Source organism: Planomicrobium soli (assembly GCF_003014655.1).
Taxonomy (GTDB): Bacteria; Bacillota; Bacilli; order Bacillales_A; family Planococcaceae; genus Planococcus; species Planococcus soli_B.
The window spans coordinates 19,536-40,355 of record NZ_PYAT01000009.1 but is presented as its reverse complement, the minus strand read 5'-3'; the positions used below and the strand labels follow the sequence as shown (position 1 = coordinate 40,355).

The 20,820-nt window shown below is 44.4% G+C and carries 21 protein-coding genes; 18 read left to right on the top strand and 3 right to left on the bottom strand.

Annotated features, from left to right (window positions below; genetic code table 11):
* The first annotated feature begins 115 nt into the window (after nucleotides 1-115).
* From nikB to B0H99_RS12135, 16 genes are all read left to right on the top strand, one after another.
* Nucleotides 116-1,057: a nickel ABC transporter permease gene (gene nikB / locus B0H99_RS12215; RefSeq protein WP_106533961.1), complete on the top strand. Its 942-nt coding sequence runs from the start codon at nucleotides 116-118 to the stop codon at nucleotides 1,055-1,057.
* A gap of 15 nt (nucleotides 1,058-1,072) precedes the next feature.
* The gene (locus B0H99_RS12210; RefSeq protein WP_106533960.1) at nucleotides 1,073-1,960 is read left to right on the top strand and encodes an ABC transporter permease; all 888 of its coding nucleotides are present in this window, start codon (nucleotides 1,073-1,075) and stop codon (nucleotides 1,958-1,960) included.
* Nucleotides 1,961-1,979: 19 nt separating this feature from the next.
* On the top strand, nucleotides 1,980-3,542 hold the full coding sequence (locus tag B0H99_RS12205) for an ABC transporter substrate-binding protein (protein WP_106533959.1): 1,563 nt from the start codon (nucleotides 1,980-1,982) through the stop codon (nucleotides 3,540-3,542).
* A gap of 8 nt (nucleotides 3,543-3,550) precedes the next feature.
* Nucleotides 3,551-4,564: an ABC transporter ATP-binding protein gene (locus B0H99_RS12200; protein WP_106533958.1), complete on the top strand. Its 1,014-nt coding sequence runs from the start codon at nucleotides 3,551-3,553 to the stop codon at nucleotides 4,562-4,564.
* The gene (locus B0H99_RS12195) at nucleotides 4,530-5,534 is read left to right on the top strand and encodes an ABC transporter ATP-binding protein (protein ID WP_106533957.1); all 1,005 of its coding nucleotides are present in this window, start codon (nucleotides 4,530-4,532) and stop codon (nucleotides 5,532-5,534) included. The genes B0H99_RS12200 and B0H99_RS12195 overlap by 35 nt, the downstream gene beginning before the upstream one ends.
* 58 nt (nucleotides 5,535-5,592) lie before the next feature.
* Nucleotides 5,593-7,197, top strand: a complete 1,605-nt coding sequence (locus B0H99_RS12190) for a gamma-glutamyltransferase family protein (RefSeq protein WP_106534074.1) — start codon at nucleotides 5,593-5,595, stop codon at nucleotides 7,195-7,197.
* On the top strand, nucleotides 7,194-7,790 hold the full coding sequence (locus B0H99_RS12185) for a chromate transporter (protein ID WP_245894524.1): 597 nt from the start codon (nucleotides 7,194-7,196) through the stop codon (nucleotides 7,788-7,790). The genes B0H99_RS12190 and B0H99_RS12185 overlap by 4 nt, the downstream gene beginning before the upstream one ends.
* The gene (locus B0H99_RS12180; protein WP_106533956.1) at nucleotides 7,787-8,320 is read left to right on the top strand and encodes a chromate transporter; all 534 of its coding nucleotides are present in this window, start codon (nucleotides 7,787-7,789) and stop codon (nucleotides 8,318-8,320) included. The genes B0H99_RS12185 and B0H99_RS12180 overlap by 4 nt, the downstream gene beginning before the upstream one ends.
* Nucleotides 8,321-8,546: 226 nt before the next feature.
* Complete coding sequence (locus B0H99_RS12175; protein WP_106534072.1) at nucleotides 8,547-9,029, top strand: RrF2 family transcriptional regulator; 483 nt, start codon at nucleotides 8,547-8,549, stop codon at nucleotides 9,027-9,029.
* Between the two features lie 61 nt (nucleotides 9,030-9,090).
* Entirely contained in the window at nucleotides 9,091-9,972 is an 882-nt protein-coding gene (gene hslO, locus B0H99_RS12170; protein WP_106533955.1) for an Hsp33 family molecular chaperone HslO, read from the top strand.
* 169 nt (nucleotides 9,973-10,141) lie between these two features.
* On the top strand, nucleotides 10,142-10,744 hold the full coding sequence (locus B0H99_RS12165) for an alpha/beta hydrolase (RefSeq protein ID WP_106533954.1): 603 nt from the start codon (nucleotides 10,142-10,144) through the stop codon (nucleotides 10,742-10,744).
* Nucleotides 10,745-10,796: 52 nt separating this feature from the next.
* Nucleotides 10,797-11,762, top strand: a complete 966-nt coding sequence (locus B0H99_RS12160; protein ID WP_106533953.1) for a glutaminase — start codon at nucleotides 10,797-10,799, stop codon at nucleotides 11,760-11,762.
* Between the two features lie 333 nt (nucleotides 11,763-12,095).
* Complete coding sequence (locus B0H99_RS18075) at nucleotides 12,096-13,544, top strand: DUF2382 domain-containing protein (protein ID WP_245894522.1); 1,449 nt, start codon at nucleotides 12,096-12,098, stop codon at nucleotides 13,542-13,544.
* Nucleotides 13,545-13,627: 83 nt separating this feature from the next.
* Nucleotides 13,628-13,828, top strand: a complete 201-nt coding sequence (locus tag B0H99_RS12145) for a YwbE family protein (protein WP_106533952.1) — start codon at nucleotides 13,628-13,630, stop codon at nucleotides 13,826-13,828.
* Between the two features lie 218 nt (nucleotides 13,829-14,046).
* Nucleotides 14,047-16,173 (top strand): ATP-dependent helicase, encoded by a 2,127-nt coding sequence (locus tag B0H99_RS12140; protein ID WP_106533951.1) that lies wholly within the window; start codon nucleotides 14,047-14,049, stop codon nucleotides 16,171-16,173.
* Nucleotides 16,174-16,223: 50 nt separating this feature from the next.
* Nucleotides 16,224-17,492 carry an MDR family MFS transporter gene (locus B0H99_RS12135; protein ID WP_106533950.1) on the top strand — a complete coding sequence of 423 codons (1,269 nt, stop codon included), beginning with the start codon at nucleotides 16,224-16,226 and terminating at the stop codon, nucleotides 17,490-17,492.
* A gap of 15 nt (nucleotides 17,493-17,507) precedes the next feature.
* Here the strand turns inward: B0H99_RS12135 and B0H99_RS12130 are convergent, their stop codons facing one another.
* Nucleotides 17,508-17,816, bottom strand: coding sequence for a DUF3243 domain-containing protein (locus B0H99_RS12130; protein WP_106533949.1), 309 nt, complete (start codon nucleotides 17,814-17,816; stop codon nucleotides 17,508-17,510).
* A gap of 160 nt (nucleotides 17,817-17,976) precedes the next feature.
* Here B0H99_RS12130 and B0H99_RS12125 point away from each other — a divergent pair, with 160 nt between their 5' ends.
* A complete protein-coding gene (locus B0H99_RS12125) occupies nucleotides 17,977-18,855 on the top strand; it encodes a VLRF1 family aeRF1-type release factor (protein WP_106533948.1) in 879 nt (292 codons plus the stop codon).
* Between the two features lie 33 nt (nucleotides 18,856-18,888).
* Here the strand turns inward: B0H99_RS12125 and B0H99_RS12120 are convergent, their stop codons facing one another.
* Nucleotides 18,889-19,569 (bottom strand): hypothetical protein, encoded by a 681-nt coding sequence (locus B0H99_RS12120; RefSeq protein WP_106533947.1) that lies wholly within the window; start codon nucleotides 19,567-19,569, stop codon nucleotides 18,889-18,891.
* Nucleotides 19,570-19,712: 143 nt separating this feature from the next.
* Here B0H99_RS12120 and B0H99_RS12115 point away from each other — a divergent pair, with 143 nt between their 5' ends.
* Nucleotides 19,713-20,084, top strand: a complete 372-nt coding sequence (locus B0H99_RS12115) for a VOC family protein (RefSeq protein ID WP_106533946.1) — start codon at nucleotides 19,713-19,715, stop codon at nucleotides 20,082-20,084.
* A 91-nt stretch (nucleotides 20,085-20,175) separates the two neighbouring features.
* Here B0H99_RS12115 and B0H99_RS12110 read toward each other — a convergent pair whose 3' ends face one another.
* On the bottom strand, nucleotides 20,176-20,820 hold the full coding sequence (locus tag B0H99_RS12110) for a hypothetical protein (RefSeq protein WP_146137267.1): 645 nt from the start codon (nucleotides 20,818-20,820) through the stop codon (nucleotides 20,176-20,178).

Genomic DNA, 20,820 nt, shown 5'->3' with positions numbered 1-20,820 from the left:
TGAAAATTCATATAGATTTTTATATAACGTTACTCTATAATCAGATTTATCAAACAAATTACTTTTGTTAAGTGAATTTAAATAATTGGTTAACAAATGATACGGAGGTGTAAATTTGGTTTCTTTAATTATTCGCCGAGCGTTGCAACTAGTTTTTTTGCTTCTAGGCATCTCTTTCTTAGTGTTTTCTTCCATGTATATAGCTCCAGGCGATCCAGCGGCTATTATCGGTGGACCGACGGCAACAGAGTCTGACATTGCCGCTATTCGAGCGAACTTGGGATTGGATGATCCATTTCTTGCACAGTATGCACGCTATATCGGCAACGCTATCCAAGGGGACTTCGGCTATTCTTACCAAACGACCCAACCGGTAGCCGATGCTATCACCGTCCGTTTTCCGAATACATTAAAGCTTGCAATCGCCAGTATGATTGTAGCGGTGATTATTGGAATTCTGACAGGGCTTGTCTCGGCATTGAAGCAGAATTCCTGGTTGGACGTTTCGGCTACTACTTTCGCGCTTGCAGGAATTTCTATACCGAATTTTTGGCTGGGCGCTTTGCTTATCCTTGTCTTTGCCGTCAACCTTCAATGGCTGCCGGTCGGGGGAATGTCAAATCCATTTTATACGGTTGCCGGCATTAAAGAATTGATTTTGCCAGCAATTACGCTAGGAACAGGATCTGCAGCGATGATTGCCCGCATGGCCAGAAGTTCGATGCTTGAGGTGATCCGTGCTGATTACGTACGGACCGCGCGGGCTAAAGGGGTTAAAGAAAGCAGCGTTATTTGGATTCATACATTGAAAAATGCCATGATTCCAATCATTACGGTTATCGGTTTGAACTTTGGATTCCTGCTTGGCGGCACCATCATTACAGAAAAGGTTTTTGCTATTAATGGAGTCGGCCGTTTGATGATCGATGCAATTGCAGCACGCGACTTCCCAATGGTCCAAGGATCCGTCTTGCTTGTCGCTTCGTTGTTCGTTCTCGTCAATTTGGTCGTTGATATTGTATATACCTACATCGATCCTCGGATCAAATATGACTAAAAGGGGGGGAATGCTATGACAACGGTAGAGACAGTAGGACTGAAAGAAAAAAAGAGGGAAAAATACATTGTCACCACATTGAGGCGCCTGTTCAAAAATAAATTGGCCATTGTCGGACTGGTGATTGTCTTGCTGCAAATCCTAATGGCAGTTTTTGCACCGATGATTACAACGCATGACCCCATCAAGCAAACGTTAGCCGATAGTGAGCTGCCGATGTTCAGTCCGGGGCATTGGCTGGGCACCGATAATTACGGCCGGGATGTTTGGAGCCGGATTGTATACGGAGCACGCATTTCTCTAGTGGTCGGCAGCATTGCCGTTGCACTTGGACTCATCGGAGGAGTTATCCTCGGCATGCTGGCCGGGTACTACCGGAAACTCGATGCCATCATCATGCGTTTCGTTGACTTGCTCTTTTCTTTTCCGGGAATCTTGCTTGCGATGTTGATCATTGCAATTCTTGGCACAAGCCTAGTAAACGTTGCAATTGCCATCAGCATTTGGTCAATCCCGACATGTGCGCGGATTGTCCGCGGTTCAGTTCTTTCTATTAAAGAGAAGGAATATATCATGGCGATGCGCTCAATGGGCGCTTCGGACCTTCGGATTATGGTTCGGCATATCTTGCCGAATGCTTCCGCTCCCATAATTGTTTTTGCAACCATGCGGATGGCAACTGCCATTCTTTCTACTGCTTCACTTAGTTACTTGGGCCTTGGAGCACAGCCGCCGACGCCTGAATGGGGCGCGATGATTTCTCAAGGGCAAGCGTTCATGTGGTCGTCGCCGCATTTGACGATTGTTCCGGGCATAGCCATCATGCTGACGGTATTCGCTTTCAACGTTCTGGGGGACGGCTTGCGCGATGCACTTGATCCAAACATGGATTTACAAGACTAAAACATATGGAGGAATATAAATGAAAAAATATTGGTTGGTTTTCTTAGCGGTAATCGGCATCATTCTTTTAAGCGCTTGTTCACAAAGCACAATCCCTGAGGGAGCGGAGACTTCGGATTCCGGTTCATCAGGTTCAGCTCCAAGCGGAGAAGGACAGGAAGTTATCTACGCATCGACAACAGATGCAGTCGGCCTTTCGCCAATCTTAACGAATGACTCAGTATCTTCAAGCGTTATTGGCCAAGTATATGAAACCTTATTTGAGCGTGATCCTAAAACTTTGGAACTTGTACCTAAACTTGCGGAATCTTTCGAGAACCCGGATGAATTGACTTGGACGATCAAATTAAAAGAGGACATTACTTTCCAGGACGGCACGCCTTTTAATGCAGAAGCCGTAAAATACACATTCGACAAATTGCGCGACCCGGCAACTGCGGCACCACGTGCTTCATTATTAGAGCCGGTGGAAGAAATTACAGCTGTTGACGATCAAACTGTAGAAATCAAAACGAAATATCCTTACGGTTCAATGATCGCCGCTTTGTCACATTCAAATGCATCTATCGTTTCTCCAACTGCTGATGAAAAACAAGATCTGATGAAAGAACCGGTAGGAACTGGACCTTTCAAATTTGTCAGCTGGTCAACAGGTGACCAAATCGTTCTTGAAAAGAATGAAGATTATTGGGGCGGTGCACCTGCTTTAAGCAAAGTGACATTCAAAGTAGTTCCTGAAACTTCAACTGCTATCTCAATGCTGCAAACAGGTGAAGTCAATTTCCTGGATATGCTTCCAGCAGATCAATTATCGCGTATTGAAGCAATTGAAAACGTCGAAGTAACAAAACAAGAAGGAACACCGGTTTACTGGTTATCGCCTAACCATGCAACAGAGCGCGGTCAAAACCCTGAATTCCGTAAAGCGGTAGCTGCGGCTGTAGACCGTGATGCCATCGTTAACCAATTGAACGGTTTAGGTGTAAGAAACGACAGCATTATTGGACCAAAAGTGTTCGGTTATAATGAAGCTGCTGCAAATGGTGCAACTGCATATGATCTTGAAGCGGCAAAACAATTGGTGGAAGAAAACGGTTTTGGAGATGAGCCGATCAAATTGCTGGCTGCTAACCGTGGAACTTTCGTTCAAATGGCTGAAATAGTTCAGTCCCAGTTAACAGAAGCTGGATTCGATGTGCAAATCGAAACAATGGAATGGGCTACATTCTTGGATACAGCACGCGCTGGGGATTACGACCTTACTTTCTTGAGCTGGTCAAACGTAACGGGTGATGGTTCTGAAATGCTTTACCCGAACTTCCACTCAAACAATGTTGGGGTTTCCAACATGTCTCAGTACAACAATCCGGAATTCGACAAACTGGTTGAACAATCCCGTACTACTGTCGATCAGGAGGAACGTGAAAAATTCCTTAACGAAGCGAACGAATTATTGCTTAACGAAGATGTTGGAGTTGTTATGTACCACGGTGTCGTAACTTCTGCCACTAATAAATCGATCAAAGGTTTGCAAATGGACCCGAATGGCCAGTGGAGCCTTTACAACGTAACAAGAGAGTAGGAGAAAATATGGGAGAGGCATTACTTGAAGTGAAAAATTTAGTGACGTCGTTTCGTACAGCTGAGGGTTCATTGCAAGCGGTCAAAGATGTCTCGTTTCATGTTGATAAAGGAGAAACGCTTTGCATTGTTGGGGAATCCGGTTGCGGGAAAAGCATCACTTCTTTGTCCATCATGCGGTTATTAGCATCCAATGGAGTAATTGAAAGTGGAGAGATCTTGTTGAATAACGAACCTCTCCAAAAACTTACAAACGAACAAATGCGAAAGCTGCGCGGCAATAAAATGTCGATGATTTTCCAGGAGCCGATGACGGCATTGAATCCGGTATTGACAATTGGATATCAGTTGAGAGAGCCGCTGCTTCTGCATCACCAAGTTTCAAAGACCGAAGCGTCACAACAAAGCATTGAACTTCTTAGACAAGTCGGGATTCCGAATCCGGAAAAACGATTGAACCAATACCCGCATGAATTGAGCGGTGGGATGCGCCAGCGGGTCATGATTGCCATGGCCTTGGCGTGCCACCCAAGCTTGTTGATTGCAGATGAGCCGACCACCGCACTGGATGTAACCATCCAAGCACAAATTTTGGATCTGATCAATGATTTGAAGGAAAAGCTGAATATGGGCGTTCTGATGATTACCCATGATATGGGAGTGGTCGCGGAAGTCGCTAACCGGGTTATGGTGATGTATGCCGGGAAGAAAATTGAAGAAGGACCGGTAGAAGAGATTTTTAATAATCCGCAGCATCCTTATACAATTGGATTGTTGAATTCCGTGCCCAATGTGGACGATCCGGATTTTGAACTTGAACCGATTCCCGGAAATATGCCAGGATTGAATGAACATATTCCAGGATGCCGTTTTCATCCGCGATGCAAGTTTGCAATGGAGAAATGCAAAATTCAAGAGCCGCCACAGTTTACTGTATCCAGAGGACATTCCGCGAGTTGCTGGCTTGCTGAAGAGGAGGCCAAGAAAAATGGAAACAACGGTAAAGTCGCCATCCAAGCCTGAAGTTCTGTTAGAATTAAATGGAGTTAAAAAATATTTTCCGATCAAAGGCGGCATTTTAAAACGTGTTCAAGGCAATGTAAAAGCTGTTGAATCGGTGTCCTTGAAGCTATATAAAGGCGAGAGCCTGGGGGTTGTCGGTGAATCCGGCTGCGGAAAGTCCACTCTCGGACGGACCATCCTTGGTCTTGAAGAATTGACGGATGGGAAAATCAAGTTCAACAATGAAGAAATTCAAGACCTCAAGCGCAAAGAGAAAAAGAAGTTCGTAAAAGAAATGCAAATGATTTTTCAAGATCCATACGCCTCGCTTAACCCTAGACAGCGGGTTGGCCATGCGCTGGATGAAGTATTTAAAATGCATACAAATTTATCGGCGCAAGAGCGGAAAAATGCAGTTGTGGATTTACTGAAAGAAGTAGGATTAAAGGCGGAACATTACGACCGCTATCCACATGAATTCAGCGGGGGGCAACGGCAGCGGATCGGCATTGCAAGGGCAATTGCCTTAAATCCGCAATTTATCATTTGCGATGAAGCGGTATCGGCACTCGATGTATCGGTCCAAGCGCAAGTTTTAAAATTGCTGAAAGCTTTGCAGAAAAAATACAATTTGTCCTATTTGTTCATTTCCCACGATTTAGGGGTTATCCGTTATTTTTGTGATCGGGTACTGGTGATGTATTTAGGGCATACGGTTGAAATGAGCGATGTCTCAAGAATTTTCAATAATCCGCTTCATCCCTACACCAGAGCCTTATTATCAGCTATTCCAAGACCGAATATGAACGCAAAAAGAGAACGGATCCGTTTGGTCGGCGACATGCCGAACCCTTCAAATCCCCCGAGTGGCTGCGTGTTCCATACACGTTGCCCAATGGCACAGGAAGTTTGCAAAGTCGACAGACCTGAATTCATCGAACATGAAGAAGGACATTTTGCGGCATGCCATTTTGCTGGCGTTAAACTATGAGCCGGGTGCAGGGGATCTCCCTGCAGCTGGCTCTTACTATGATACTGGAGGAATTCTAATGGACTATTTACAACATCCTTTTGATTCAAAACGGCACACGGTATTTTCAAAAAAAGGTATGGTGGCAACATCACAGCCATTAGCGGCTCAAGCGGGAATCGAAGTGATGCAAAACGGCGGCAATGCGATTGATGCAGCAATTGCCGCTGCAGCAGCGCTGACAGTAGTTGAACCGACTTCTAATGGCATCGGCGGAGACGCATTTGCTCTCGTTTGGGTGAAAGATAAGTTGCATGGCCTGAACAGTTCCGGCCCTTCTCCTCAAAACATTTCTCCTGAAGCAGTAAAAGCGTTGGGCCATGAAAAAATGCCGGTACATGGCGTCGTACCGATTACGGTTCCTGGAGCTCCTGCTGCATGGGCGGAACTATCACGCAAATTCGGAAAGCTGCCGCTTGCAGAAGCATTAAAGCCGGCCATTCGGTATGCGGAAGAAGGGTATCCGTTAACGCCGATTCTCGGGAAGTACTGGAAACTGGCCTATGACAAGTTCAAAACGTCTTTTACTACTGAGGAATATCAGGCATGGTTCGATACCTTTGCTCCAGACGGCAGAGCGCCTGAAATCGGAGAGGTATGGTCATCTCCGGGGCATGCTTCCACCTTGAGAGAAATTGGAGAAACCGATGCACGTTCGTTCTATGAAGGACCTCTTGCTGAAAAAATTGCAAATTACGTCCAAAAGCATAATGGATTCTTGTCGAAAGAGGACCTTGCAGCTTATCAGCCGGAGTGGGTAGAGCCGGTCTCAGCCAATTATCGCGGATATGACGTATGGGAAATTCCTCCAAATGGCCAAGGTATAGTAGCGTTAATGGCACTTAACATTTTCAAAAACTTGAGCGAACCGAAATGGCAATCTGCTCAAACCTATCATGAACAAATCGAAGCGATGAAGCTTGCTTTTACAGACGGCAAGGAATTTATCACAGAACCCTCAGAAATGCCGGTAAGTACTGAGCATTTGCTTTCGGATGAATATGCGCAAAAGCGCGCGGGAACTGTTGGAGAAACGGCGTCTCTTCCAGAACCTTACGAATTGCCAAAAGGCGGGACAGTTTATCTGTCTGCAGCAGATGAAGAGGGCAATATGATTTCTTATATACAAAGCAATTACATGGGCTTCGGTTCTGGAATTGTTGTTCCGGAAACCGGAATCGGGTTGCAAAATCGAGGCGCAGACTTCTCGCTTGAGGCCGAACATCCAAACGTCCTTAGAGGCGGCAAGCGCACTTATCACACCATTATTCCAGGTTTTCTAACGAAAGACGGAAAAGCCGTCGGCCCATTCGGGGTCATGGGCGGATATATGCAGCCGCAAGGCCACTTCCAAGTAGTGACTAATACAATCGATTACCTGTTGAATCCGCAAGCTGCTCTTGATGCACCGAGATGGCAATGGATTGAAGGGAAGACCGTCTTAGTTGAGCCTCACTTTCCGAATTATTTAGCGCAGGAACTGGTCCGAAAAGGGCATCAAATCCAAATAGAAACCGATGGCGGAGCATTCGGCCGAGGGCAAATCATTTGGAGAAATCCCGAAACGGGCGTATTATCAGGCGGCACTGAATCACGTACGGACGGAGTCGTGGCTGTTTGGTGACTGAAGGCAAAACGCGAGGAAAAGGGAGCGGAGTTTCAGGCCTGAAAAAAAATGCCGACATTTTTGCCGCCTTTTTCCGTGTCGGTATTTTAGGGTTTGGAGGAGGACCTTCTGCTATCCCACTTTTTCATCGCGAAGCCGTAACAAAATACAAATGGATGACGGACGATGAGTTTGGTGATACGTTGGCGCTGGGAAATACCATGCCAGGCCCGATTGCGACAAAGATGGCCGGTTATATCGGCTATCGGGTTAACGGGATAATCGGAAGCTTGGTCGCTTTGTTCGCTTCAGTTGTCCCAACTGTCTTTTTGATGATTTTATTGCTTGGCGTGTTGCAACAATTCAAAGATTTGGCGTGGGTCAATAATATGTCCGCTGCGGTCGTTCCTGTCGTAGGGGTCATGCTTGCAGTCATGACATGGGATTTCCTAAAAAAATCCGGCGAATCGCTTGGCTGGATGCGGGCAGTCCTAATGACCATTGTGTTCGCTATCTTGTTGGAAGTGCTTCATATTCATCCAGCGATCCTAATTATGGGGATCTTGATTATCGTTTTGCTGCCTTTTAAGAAAAGGGGGGGAACTATGTGATTTACTGGTCCATTTTTCTCGCGTTTTTCATTCCTGGAATTTTAGGGTATGGCGGAGGCCCAGCTTCAATCCCGCTTGTCGAAAAAGAAGTAGTCGATCGCTATGGTTGGATGAATACGCAAGAATTCGGGGAAGTGTTAGCGCTTGGCAATGCTTTGCCGGGCCCGATTGCGACAAAGATGGCTGGCTATATCGGCTATATGGAGGGCGGCGTGCTCGGTGCGGCTGTGGCTTTATTCGCTTCTATTGCACCCTCGCTATTTCTAATGCTCATTTTGATGGCGACGCTTATGAAGTATAAGGATTCCATGCAAGTCAAAAATATCACCAAACTGATTCGGCCGGTAATCGCAGTTTTACTTGGCGCGATGACTTTGCAATTTTTCATGACTTCAAAAGAATCAACCGGCAGTATTCAAACAATTGTGCTCATCGTTGCGAGCTACTGGCTGCTTGAAATACGGAAAATTCATCCGGCGTTTGTCATTGGACTAGCGCTCGCTTATGGGGCCATCAGTAGTTTTATATGAAACCATCCAAACTTTTGGATGGTTTTTTTATGGAGTTTTATCTTAAAAGATTTAAAGTTTAAGAAACAGTTGACTTAAATTTGTATAAAATTTATTTCTCTATGTTCTCTCTCATTTCTAACTCGCCCCTTGAGTTTAATTCTTTTACTTTTTCGCATTCATGCCGTATTATTTGCTAATGCGGACAATTATTATCCGCTTTAGAAATTGTCGGGGGTAATAAATGATGCATATGAAAACTGGAGTTGAACAAGCTGTTTATGCCATATTGCTGTTGAATATGCTGCCGGATAAAGCTGTTTTGCCTGGTGAAGCCATTAGCCAGCAAGTAAGCGCATCTCCAACCTATTTTCAGAAGTTGTTAAGAAAATTGGTAAGTGCTGATTTGATCACATCAGTCCCCGGGGTAAAAGGCGGATTCAAATTAACCAAGAGACCGGAAGATCTTTGTGTTTACGATGTCTATCTTGCAATAGAAGGGCAAAATTCGCTTTATTCTTCGAGCGGAATTTTGGGCGACATGCTGGAACTTGAAAAAGATGAGAACTGCTGCTTATTGACGAATTTGATGGACGAGGCAGAAGATGCTTGGAAATCGGTTATGAAACAAGAAACGATTGCGGTATTAGCTCGCAAAATGCAGGAGCGACGTTTTCACGCGAAAACGGAAAATTTGAAGCGATGGGTTCAAGAAAAAATGGTTGCATAAGAGTGCGGCAATAAAAAATCGATCAAACTGAAGTTATTTTATATAGAAGGAACGTGAAAATATGAAGAATGATTATTTGGTGAAAGCTTTGGCGTACGATGGACAAGTGCGTGCCTATGCTGCCCGCACGACCGAAACGGTTGGAGAAGCGCAGCGTCGCCATTATACATGGCCGACTGCTTCAGCAGCACTTGGCCGTTCAATGACAGCAAGTGTCATGCTCGGTGCCATGATGAAAGGTAAAGAAAAGTTGACCATTAAAATTAATGGAGGCGGTCCGCTTGGTACGATTTTAGTGGACGCTAACGCGCACGGAGAAGTGCGCGGATACGTTTCAAATCCTCAAACGCATTTTGATTTGAATAGCAAAGGCAAATTAGATGTCAGAAGAGCGGTCGGGACCGAAGGAACTTTATCGGTGTCAAAGGATATCGGATTGCTGCAGCCTTATGTTGGGCAAGTGCCGATAATTTCCGGCGAAATTGGCGAAGATTTTACAAATTACATTGCCAATTCTGAACAGACACCGTCATCTGTCGGAGTTGGAGTGATCGTGAATCCGGATAACTCTATTCAGGCATCAGGCGGTTTCATCATTCAATTGCTGCCGGGTACGGAAGAAAAAGTCATTGTTGGCATCGAGGAACGTCTGAGAGAAATCCCGACAATTTCAAAAATGGTGCGCGACGGAATGACTCCGGAAGAAATTTTGGTGGCAGTGCTTGGCGAAGGGAACGTCAAATTCCTTGATACTATGCCAGTCAATTTCCAGTGCCAATGCTCTAGGGAACGCATTTCCAATGCAATTCAAAGCTTAGGTTCTGAAGAAATACAAGATATGATTGAGACAGATGGCCAAGCTGAAGCACAATGCCATTTCTGCAATGAAAATTATCGTTTCTCTAAAGAAAATTTGGAAGAATTGCTGAAAGCTGCTATATGAATATGTTTTGAAACCGCTTTGTTTTCTAAGCGGTTTTTTGTTTTATATCTTTTTATTTGAACCTTCAACTAAAAGTATGATAAAATTATCTTGAATTCGAGATAAGTTTCATTTTCTTAAATAAAGGGAAAAAATAAAGATGGTTATTAAAAATGGAGGTTTTATATCAATGGAACATATTTTTCAACAAGGTTCAAAACCGGTAAGCCCTACTTTTCTGATGCTTCATGGCACAGGAGGCAATGAACGCGATTTATTGCCTTTAGCAGCACATATTGACCCAAGTGCATCTGTTCTCAGTGTACGGGGAAATATTTTGGAAAATGGTATGCCACGCTTTTTCAAACGCTTGGCTGAGGGTGTTTTTGACATGGAGGATTTGGAGTTTCGTACAAAAGAACTTTATGACTTTATAGACCACGCCTCTCTGAAATACGGCTTTGACCGCAGCAACGTTATTGCAATCGGCTATTCGAATGGCGCCAACATTGCAGGAAATTTATTGTTTACTTATGCTGACGCATTGAAAGGAGCTATTTTGCATCACCCAATGGTGCCAAACCGCGAGACGGAACTTCCGGATTTAAGCGGTACACCAGTGTTTATCGCTGCGGGCACAAACGATCCGATTTGCCCGGCTGAAGAGTCGACAGATTTGCAACAGTTTCTTCAAAACGCTGGTGCTAAAGTAGACTTGCACTGGGAAAGTCATGGTCACCAATTGACAATGTCTGAAGTAGAAGCAGCAAAAGCTTGGTATAGTAAACTTTAAAATTTAACCCCTTTGTTTAGGCAAAGGGGTTTTTTGAAAGTGAGGAAGCTGCATGCAAAACAATCCGAAAATCCTTGAGCAGCTGGAAGCCTGGGTCGAAGAGAACAAAGGGCATGCAATATTGGGAACTACTGCGCAATATATACCGGCTCTGGGAAAAGTCGATCCAAGCCAGCTCGGCATCTGTATGGTCGATGAAGACGGCAACTATTATTGCGCCGGAGATACGGACAAGGAATTCACCTTGCAAAGTATTTCGAAAGTCATGACGTTTATCGCCTTATGCTGCCACTATGGCTTGGAATTTGTATTGGAGAGAGTGGATGTGGAACCGACCGGGGAAGCATTCAATTCCATCATTCCTTTTGAAATCCACCGTCCGAATAAGCCGTTCAATCCTTTTATCAATGCTGGGGCAATTACGGTTTCGGCGCTTCTTCCAGGGAGAACAAGCCAGAAAAAGTACGAGTATTTGGCTTCATTTCTCGAAGAGCTGGTCGGCCATCCAATGGAATTGGACCGTGAAGTATATGATTCGGAGTGGAAATCGTCCCATCGTAACCGAGCATTGGCTTATTATTTAAAAGAAGCAAACTTCTTAGAAATTGAAGTGGAAGAAGCGTTGGATATTTACATTAGACAATGTTCTGTCAAAGTCAGCGTTAAAGATTTGGCATTGATTGGCTTGATCATTGCGTATGATGGGTTTAATCCAATTACGAAAGTAAAGCATTTTTCGGAAGAAATAGCCCAGGTGGCGAAAGTATTGATGGTAACGTGCGGCATGTACAATTCTTCAGGCAACTTTGCAGCGCATGTCGGCATCCCGGCTAAAAGCGGGGTATCAGGAGGAATCTTGGCAGCCGTTCCCCCGAAACTGCATTCACAAACTTATGAGTTTCGGGCTGGTGCCGGTATTGGGGTATATGGACCGGCAATCGACGTACAAGGCAATAGCGCAGCAGGGACAATGATGCTGCGGCAAATTTCAAAAGAATGGGATTTAAGCATATTTTGAGAGGAAGAGCCTTTAGACTATAACAGTCTAAAGGCTCTTTTGATGAGTGCGGATTGTTTGAAAGGTAACGAAAGAAACCGCTGGAATTATTGGGCGCATGTGTTTTTAGGTGCCTCTACAGGGTAGTAGAAGAGTAGAGATATATTCAAAAAAGAAGTAGGTGAAAGGAAAGGAGGCACCCAAAAACGCCAATGATTTTTCGCCGGATTCGAGTGTTTCGCCTGCTCCCAGGACAAAAGGTCAATTACTTGGAATGTTTGAGAAAATAGTAGTTGGGTATTTTTAAATCAAGCAAGATTTTCATCGACACATAATGAATTGGAGGAAAAGAAAATGGCCGACAATAAGTTTATGGGAACGTTTGACACTGAACAAGAAGTGTTGAGAAAAATTGAAGAACTAAAAGCACAAGGTGCTACTGAAGACCATATGTATGTTATGGCGCGGGACGAAGATCAGCTTTCCATGGTACGTGGACGGACAGATGTTGATTACAAAGCAGCCGAAGTTGGCTGGAAAGACAAATTCATGGGTTTCCTATCCGGCAATGAGCCTGTACGCCAGGCATTTGCAGGCATGGGCGTCGATGAGCATGAGGCGGACCGGTACTATCATGAAGTGCAGAATGGAAAGATCCTGCTATTCGTTGACCGTGATTATGATAGCACCACACAAAGCACGGAAACACCGCAAAATGCTGCATACGGCACTCCGTCACCAGACCGTACCAATTATGTGGACACGGGCACGGTAGCACGCGATGGATTGACGGTTGATACAAACGACCAAAACGATGTGTACTTCAATGAAGATCGCAGAGACTTGTATGCTGATGGTTCAAAGAGCCCGAGTTCTAGTGCGGATACAAGTTATGAAGAAACAGCTGGAGTTGGAGACAAAACGGGAACCGGTTTTGGACTCGGGACAGGTGATACGGTGAACGATACGCCAAATCCGAACCGGAATACGAACGATTTTTCAGCTACTAATAGTGACCGGGACAGCAGCGCGACGCCAGATAGCTCATCTGGTATGTTTGGTTCAGGTGGTCAAGGTGCGGAAGAACGCACAACCACAAATCAGAGTTCAAACTTGTTTGGATCAGATGACTCGAACCAAAACAATGAGTCGAAAAGCGGAGGCGTATTAGGCGGGCTTTTCGGCGGCAATTCCGATCGAAATGATGATTCAACAAGCGGAGTCCGCACTGACAGCGGCACGTATGATACCAGCAGAGGACGTGCTGATGACAATCAAGGCTTAGGAACTGGCGCTGACACTAACCGCAACGCCGGAGCCTTTACTTCCGGAAGCCCTGGTACACGAGGTGGATCAGACATAGATCGTGTTGCCGGTACAGAAGAGGAAACGCTTCGACTTCATGAGGAACGCTTGCAAGTCGATAAAGATCGTGTCCAAACTGGAGAAGTGAATATAGGAAAACATGTGGTAGAAGAAAGACGAACCATTGATGTGCCGGTTGAGCGGGAAGAAATCGTGATTGAACGGCGTCCTGTAAACAAAGAAGTTTCAGATACAAACCAAACTGGCGGTTCCGGAGTATCGGCACAAGCTTATCAAGAAGGCGACAGCATTCATATCCCTCTGACAGAGGAGCGAGTGGAAGTCAACAAAACGAATGTTGTCAGTGAAGAGATTGTGGTAGGGAAACGCAAAGTTCAAGACACAGAAACCATCAATGAGACGGTTCGCCGTGAGGAAGCCGACATTGATGACGATACAAATACTGGATTGAATCGTGATAACAAAGACCGGTTCTAACTGAATTGTACGGACTAAGCGGGGGGAGTTCCCCGCTTTTTTCTGTTTTGCGATATGATAGAAGAAAAGTGGGAGGCAATGAGATGGACGGCAAAAAAAGAAGCGACGTAAAACCTGGCTTGGAAGTGAACGTCATACTAAAACAAGATCAACGTACAGGCAAGAAAACTCGGGGAATAGTAAAAGATTTATTAACAAACTCAGCGACGCATCCCCATGGCATAAAAGTGCGCCTAGAAGATGGCCAAGTTGGCCGGGTATGTGAAATACTAACTTCAAAATAAAAAAGTTTAGAAACACGAAATTTAAAGCAAAAGGGCTCATCTATCTGGGCTCTTTTTTGTGTCCAGACTCCACCGCCCAGACTCTCAAGGTCTCTTCGTTCTCAATATCATAGTAAAGCGCCTTGACACATAAGGCCTCCAGCGTTTATCGAAGCTAACCGGGCACTTGCGCTTTTCTTATGTTAAAATAAAAGGACTTAAAACCGGAGGAAGATCAAATGAGCCAATTTTTTGAACGCAAACAGCAGGAGCTCGGGGTCCAATTGAACAAAATCCAACGAAAAGCAGTAGAACGCACAGAAGGGCCATTGCTGCTTCTGGCATGCCCTGGTTCTGGAAAAACAACAACGATGATTATGCGCATCGGCTATTTAATTGAAGAAAAGGGAGTCGCTCCGCAGCGAATCAAAGCAATTACGTTCAGCAAAGCATCTGCCGTCGACATGCTTGAGCGTTACAAGCGCTTTTTTCCAAGGCAAGCACCTGTCGATTTTTCGACAATTCATAGTTTGGCTTTTGAAATTACACGCGAGTACTTTGCAGGCTCACGCTACGTGATGATAGAAGGCAGTGAAACAAACGGCCTTCACAAAAAACGATTGTTGCGCGAAATGTACCAGACGGAGAACGATGAACCAATTACGGAAGACCAGTTGGATGAATTAACGTCTTTTATCAGCTTTGTAAAAAATAAAATGATGCCGAGAACCAAATGGAGCAAACTTGAAGGCCCTTTTCCAGGTGCTGTGGAAATTTTTAGAACATACGAAGCATTTAAGGAGAACTATGACGTAAGGTTAGTTGATTTTGATGATATGCTGACGCTTGCCAATGAAGCATTGGAAAGGGATGCGTTGCTTCTGGCAAAATATCAAGCGCGCTGGGACTACGTGATGACCGACGAAAGCCAGGATACATCATTGATTCAGCATGCCATCGTAGAAAAACTGGTAGCACAGCATAACAATTTATGTGTAGTGGCAGATGACGACCAGTCGATATACACATGGCGTGCAGCAGAGCCGACTTATTTACTGAAGTTCAAAGATGTGTATCCCACTGCATACATCATGAAAATGGAGCGGAACTACCGTTCATCTAAAAATATAGTTGATGCGGCAAATGTCTTTATCAAGTCCAATAAAAAGCGGCACGATAAAAATATGCACACAAAGCAGGAAGAGGGCACTCCAATTGTCTTAAAAAAACTTGCTTCTGAAGAAGACCAATTGAAATACCTGAGAAAGGAATTGCAGAAGTTGCAGAGTTTCGGCGATGTCGCTATCCTTTACCGTAATAATTCTTCGTCGACGTTGCTGATGAGCGAACTGGATCGCCTCGGCATCCCGTTCTATATGAAAGATGCGGACAACCGTTTTTTCTCCCATTGGATCGTGGAAGATATGCTGAATTTTATGCGCTTTAGCTTAAAGCCGGAGCGCCTGGACATTTACGCGAAAATTGCTTCAAAAACCAATGCTTACTGGTCGGGTTCGCAATTAAAATTGCTGAGCCGCATGAAGCCGACCGATAAAAACGCATTTGATGAAATCAACCTTAATATCACTTTAAAGGAATATCAGATTAAGATCTTAGGGGAACAGAAAAAGTGGTTTGAATCTTTAAAAACAATGAAGCCGCTAAAAGTTATACGGACTATTCGAGGAGATCTTGGCTATGACCAAATGCTTTCAAGCCGCGCTGAAAAGTTCGGGATGCGGATGGATTACTTGGCTCAGATTTTAGTTACACTCGAACAAATTGCGGAGCCGCTAGCTTCCATGACAGAATTTGCTAAGCGTTTAAAAGAACTTGAACAAGTGACACAACAAGCTAAGACCGAAAAAACAGACGATATGCTGACACTGTCGACGTTCCATAGCTCAAAAGGTTTGGAATTCGATCGGGTTTATATGATCGATCTGGTAGAAGGTGTCATCCCGACAGAAGAGGATGCGGAACAACCGGATTTGTTGGAAGAAGCACGCCGATTGTTTTATGTCGGCATGACGCGCGCCAAAAACCATTTGGAGTTGATCAGCTATGGCAATGAATCCCGTTTTATGAACGAAGTACGGGATATTGTGGTGCCGGTTAAACAGGCAGTCCAAAAACAACCGGCTGTTCCGTCAAAACCGGTCAATGTGAAAGTTCCGGACAATCCGAATGCGGTGCAAAAAGCCGATGTGCTAGTGGAAGGCGTTAAAGTCCGCCATCGAGTTTTTGGGGCAGGAAAGATTATTGGCCGTGATCACGAGCGAATAGTAGTTCAATTTGCGAAAGAACGCAAAGAGCTGATGATCGATATATGTTTGAGCTACAAACTGCTGGAATTGATTTATTAAGCAAACAGGCTGAGGGGCTTGGAGAAGTTTAGAGAACGCGAGGAAAACTTATGAAGATCAAGGATTGGGATCGAAGTTTGAAAGTTCGCCTTATAGGCGAATTTTTTATGAATACTAGTTATTGGATGGTATTTCCGTTTTTGGCGATTTACTTTGCCCAAGAATTCGGAAAAGGAATGGCAGGCTTTTTGCTTATTGTCTCACAAGTTTTTTCGGTGGCAGCCAATTTAGTCGGCGGTTATTGCGCAGACCGCTATGGACGCAGGCAAATGCTGATGGTGGCGTCGATTGGACAAGGAATAGCATTTCTCTTGTTCGCTTTTGCCAATTCGCCGTGGCTTGAATCACCGATGCTCGGATTTACTGCTTTTACAATTGTCGGGATGTGCAGTTCTCTTTATTGGCCGGCTAGTCAGGCCATGATAGCTGATGTAATACCAGAAAAATACCGAAGCGATGTATTTGCTATTTTTTATACGACCTTAAATATAGCTGTGGTTATCGGGCCGCTTGCCGGAGCAGTGCTATTTTTCTCTTTCCGATTTGAGTTGCTGCTTGGGGTGGCTCTTATTTCCATGGTGCTTGGGTTGGTAATGAGGTTTTATACAAATGAAACGTTGGCACAGGAGACTATGGAGAAGTGGGGAAACGAAACTTCACCAAATTGGATTTCTGCAGTAAAAAAACAATTTCATGAATATGGCTTAATATTTAAGGACCGTTTATTTTTATTATTCATCATTGCGGGAATTCTTGGGGCACAGACATTTATGCAATTGGACTTGCTCATTCCAATATATTTAGAAGAATTCATTGATGTTCAAACGGTGGCTTCGCTATTTGATTGGCAGTGGAGAGTCACAGGAGAGACGTCATTCGGGTTCTTGCTTGCTGAAAACGGTTTGTTAGTGGCACTTTTTACAGTAATTGTTACAAGGTGGATGACAAAGTTCAAGGAAAAATCAGTGTTTTTCATGGCAGCGGTTCTTTACGGTGTCGCAATGTGGATCTTCCCGTTAACTACGCTTTTTTGGATTATGGTTGTGGCCATGGGGATTTTTACGTTTGCTGAGTTGATGATAGTGGGATTGCAGCAAAGCTTCATATCAAAGCTTGCGCCTGAAGACATGCGGGGGCAGTACTATGCGGCTGCCAGTATGCGCTATACGATTGGGCGCATGATTGCACCGATATCAATACCGATGACTGCCTGGTTTGGCTTTGGGTGGACGTTTGCCATTTTAGGAATACTGGCAATTGCCAGCGGATTTGTCTACCTGTTAATGTTTAACCTATTTGAAAAACGGCCTTCCTTTTAAGGAAGGCCGTTTTGTTTATTCTTGTTTAACTAATTTTAAAAGCATGTGTGCCATCATGTGCTGTTCTTCTTTGTCCCCGACTTTCCACAATTCCTGTAATAGATATTCCTCGCGGTTTTTCGGTTCTTCGTGTTTTGCTAAGTAATCAGCTACTTTTTGAGTGATCTGCGCTAATCGTTCTTCGCTTAAACCCATTTTTTCACCGATTTCAACTTTCCCGCTCAAGTACTGTTTGAAGTGATTGAAATTGGCCAGAATTTCTTCTTTCTTTTCGTCGTCAAATGTGCGTAATTTTTCTTCTACTTTTTTATCAACGTTTTCCATTTCTTTACTCACTCCTTTTAGTTTCTTGCATTTCTTGTTTACCACCTAGAAATTCTTTTAAACGTCAGATTGTTCAAAAAGAAAGTGCTTTCTCGTTTACGGGAATAGTCTTGGGGTATTCAGTATAACAAGGATGGAATTTAAGGAGGATGATGATTGCATGATCTTGTATAACGAAATCCAAGAATTAAAGAATTTTACCTGTGAAGACCGGTGTGTTTTGAGCGTTTACTTAAATACCAACCCAGCAGACTTAGAAGCCCAAAACGGTGCTTGGAGAATCCATCTTAAAAACGGCCTTAAGCGTTTAGATGAATACTTAACGGCGTCTCAAGACGAGAAAGAAATAAATACCTATAAAAAGCTGAAGAAAAAAGTAGAACGTGAAATTCTGGATCACCAGAACGACTTGCATAAAGGCGTTATTATTTTTGCATCGCCGCATCAAGACCTGTGGTTTGTCCATTATGTCCAGGTACCGGTGAAAACAAGCTTCCATTGGGAGACAAAACCGGTGCTTGATGAATTGCGCTATATGTATAAGGCCTATCCTTATGCAGGGATAGTCTTGCCTAGCTCTAAAGGAATCCGTGTAATTGATACATCTATGGGGATTATCAATGAAGAGTTTTTCTACGAATTCGATGCTGGACTGGAAGTATGGACGGAACAGAAAGGTGTCCGTGGTTCCAGCCGAGTTCAGGGAAGAGCCGGTGCGTCAGGAGCGGGATCAGTTGGTGGCGGTGCAGCTGGAGGCAATAGCCCGGTCATTGGCGGAAGCGGCGGAGGAAGCCCTGTCGATGAATTGGATCATAGACTCAAAGAGAACCTTGAGCGCTTTTATAAAGAAGTGGGAAGTAAAATAGAAAAGCTGAAAAACGAGCGAAAATGGGATGAAATTCATGTGGTCGGAGAAGCTGAACATGCTAAAACATTTGCCAAAGTGTTGCCGAAAAAACCCGCGAGCTGCTTGACTAAAAACTTAATTAACAGTTCTCCAAGCCAGATTCTCCATGAAGTGTTTGAGAATTTGACCTAAATAAAACCGCCTCAGCATAAAGCTGAGGCGGTTTTATTTAGGTTGAGGGCAAAATGTACATGTCGCAAACCGAGGCAATTCTTTGTACAAGCAGCATGTTTTTCGGAGCGGACTTGATATGGCACGTTCGAGCGGTTGGGAGCCGACCAACTTTTGCATATAAGATGTTCGGATCGGTTGCCAGTTAGCAGACTCGAGCAACCACTCCATGTCTTCGGCGGCTCTTCGAGGATTGCGCTTTTCGAGGCTCGCATAAAACCAAAGGACTGAACCAAGAATGTTTTCCCATAACGTAATCGGTGAAATCTTGACAAGCTTACGGAATTCAGTGATAAACTCAGCAGTTTGCTGATGCAATACAAAATGGATAGCGTCAAAGCGCTTTTCAGGAAGGATGGTCGAGAAGTAGCGCGAGTCTACATGTGTCTGCAGCAAGTTATAGCCATAATTGAGAACACGGTCAAACTGGAGATTTTGCCAGGAACAAGCGATATAGCTATTGTGATTCGTGATGAGATCAAATTGCGCAGAAACAAATAGCGCATATTGCCGAAAAAAGTAAGAGACAGCTACTCCGTCGTTTTGGGCACCGCTCCATCGCTTGATTTCGTCAATCATGGGTCTTAAATCCTGCGACAACGGTTGACGCGGTATCCGGTCCACTACAACAGAATGAGCAGCAAGCGTATAGGTAAGCTGATTAGGAAAGGCCATTGAAAATCCCCTTTTTTACTTCATGCTACGGGAAAGAATAAAGATTTGCAAAGTGATAAGGAAATCTTATCGATATTAATAAAAACGATCGACTTTTCTTAATGGCGAAAGGCAAGTAAGCTATAAAGAAAAGGGGTGTGGAAATGAGCTTTTTTATTGAAAAAATTGATCATATTCAAGTAGCAGCGCCAAAAAATAGTGAACAAGCCGCTATAAATTTTTACGGCAACATCTTAGGAATGGTAAAGGTAGATAAACCGGTTTCCTTACAGGGAAGAGGCGGCGTGTGGTTTGAATTTGGGGGTTATCAACTGCATGTCGGCATAGAAGAACCTTTTATACCTGCAAAAAAAGCGCATCCTGCTTTTGGAGTAAGTGGTTTCGAGCTGATGCAAGAGCACTTAGCAGCTAATGGAGTGGAAGTGAAAAATGACGGCAGTATTCCTGGAGTCGAGCGCTTTTTCATTTCTGATCCGTTCGGCAACCGGCTGGAGTTTTTGAAAAACAGCCTTTGAGCAGGTTATTCATGTAGATGAGCGTAAGCCATATATGGATGCTCAATCGGATTCCATCGCCACAAAAAAACGCTCCGCAGCTGCGGAGCGTCTATTTGTTCATCGGGCAATAAGGGCATTTATCGGTATCAGGCATTTCTTTCAGTAAGCAGCACGTGATACGTTTATAATTGCTCTTTGCTTCGGAAAATGTACGGCCACCTAAAAATTGACGGAAAAACGATTTTCGCATTTCGGGTTGCCAAAAGGCCGTGTCCATCAATAATTCTACATCACGCTCTGCTTGTGCGGAATCCTGCAATCCATACATCCAGATAACATAACCCCAAATGTTTTCCCAGAGAATGAGTTTAGAGACATGGCCGATCTTTTGAAAAGCTTCAACGGCCGGCAATGCGTATTCTTTTATTACAGTCTCCAAATCGCCATCCCGGCGCTCGCGTAGAAACCGTTTGTCAATAGCGAAGGAAATTCCGGAAGCGTTCTTTGCCATATGAACGTTGCTTAACCCTCCGTCCCACATTTTTCCGTGGGCCAGTAAATAAAGCTGAGCGGTAACGAAAAAGCCGAAGCGCCGCATGAATATGGACGAGGCTACGGCTTTATTAGGCGTTTCAACTGTTTGGCTGATTTCGGCGAACAAGTCGGCGGCTCGACTGGCCATGCTTTCCTGGACAGTCATAAACCCAGTCGCGCCATCTTGCACAGCCACTTGAAAAAGTTCTAATTCCTTCAT

Bases quoted from the DNA above. Each gene is read 5' to 3' on its own strand.
- B0H99_RS12210 (WP_106533960.1), top strand. From the start codon at position 1,073: ATGACAACGGTAGAGACAGTAGGACTGAAAGAAAAAAAGAGGGAAAAA.
- B0H99_RS12205 (WP_106533959.1), top strand. From the start codon at position 1,980: ATGAAAAAATATTGGTTGGTTTTCTTAGCGGTAATCGGCATCATTCTT.
- B0H99_RS12200 (WP_106533958.1), top strand. From the start codon at position 3,551: ATGGGAGAGGCATTACTTGAAGTGAAAAATTTAGTGACGTCGTTTCGT.
- B0H99_RS12195 (WP_106533957.1), top strand. From the start codon at position 4,530: ATGGAAACAACGGTAAAGTCGCCATCCAAGCCTGAAGTTCTGTTAGAA.
- B0H99_RS12190 (WP_106534074.1), top strand. From the start codon at position 5,593: ATGGACTATTTACAACATCCTTTTGATTCAAAACGGCACACGGTATTT.
- B0H99_RS12175 (WP_106534072.1), top strand. From the start codon at position 8,547: ATGCATATGAAAACTGGAGTTGAACAAGCTGTTTATGCCATATTGCTG.
- hslO (WP_106533955.1), top strand. From the start codon at position 9,091: ATGAAGAATGATTATTTGGTGAAAGCTTTGGCGTACGATGGACAAGTG.
- B0H99_RS12165 (WP_106533954.1), top strand. From the start codon at position 10,142: ATGGAACATATTTTTCAACAAGGTTCAAAACCGGTAAGCCCTACTTTT.
- B0H99_RS12160 (WP_106533953.1), top strand. From the start codon at position 10,797: ATGCAAAACAATCCGAAAATCCTTGAGCAGCTGGAAGCCTGGGTCGAA.
- B0H99_RS18075 (WP_245894522.1), top strand. From the start codon at position 12,096: ATGGCCGACAATAAGTTTATGGGAACGTTTGACACTGAACAAGAAGTG.
- B0H99_RS12145 (WP_106533952.1), top strand. From the start codon at position 13,628: ATGGACGGCAAAAAAAGAAGCGACGTAAAACCTGGCTTGGAAGTGAAC.
- B0H99_RS12140 (WP_106533951.1), top strand. From the start codon at position 14,047: ATGAGCCAATTTTTTGAACGCAAACAGCAGGAGCTCGGGGTCCAATTG.
- B0H99_RS12135 (WP_106533950.1), top strand. From the start codon at position 16,224: ATGAAGATCAAGGATTGGGATCGAAGTTTGAAAGTTCGCCTTATAGGC.
- B0H99_RS12130 (WP_106533949.1), bottom strand. From the start codon at position 17,816: ATGGAAAACGTTGATAAAAAAGTAGAAGAAAAATTACGCACATTTGAC.
- B0H99_RS12125 (WP_106533948.1), top strand. From the start codon at position 17,977: ATGATCTTGTATAACGAAATCCAAGAATTAAAGAATTTTACCTGTGAA.
- B0H99_RS12120 (WP_106533947.1), bottom strand. From the start codon at position 19,569: ATGGCCTTTCCTAATCAGCTTACCTATACGCTTGCTGCTCATTCTGTT.
- B0H99_RS12115 (WP_106533946.1), top strand. From the start codon at position 19,713: ATGAGCTTTTTTATTGAAAAAATTGATCATATTCAAGTAGCAGCGCCA.
- B0H99_RS12110 (WP_146137267.1), bottom strand. From the start codon at position 20,820: ATGAAGGAATTAGAACTTTTTCAAGTGGCTGTGCAAGATGGCGCGACT.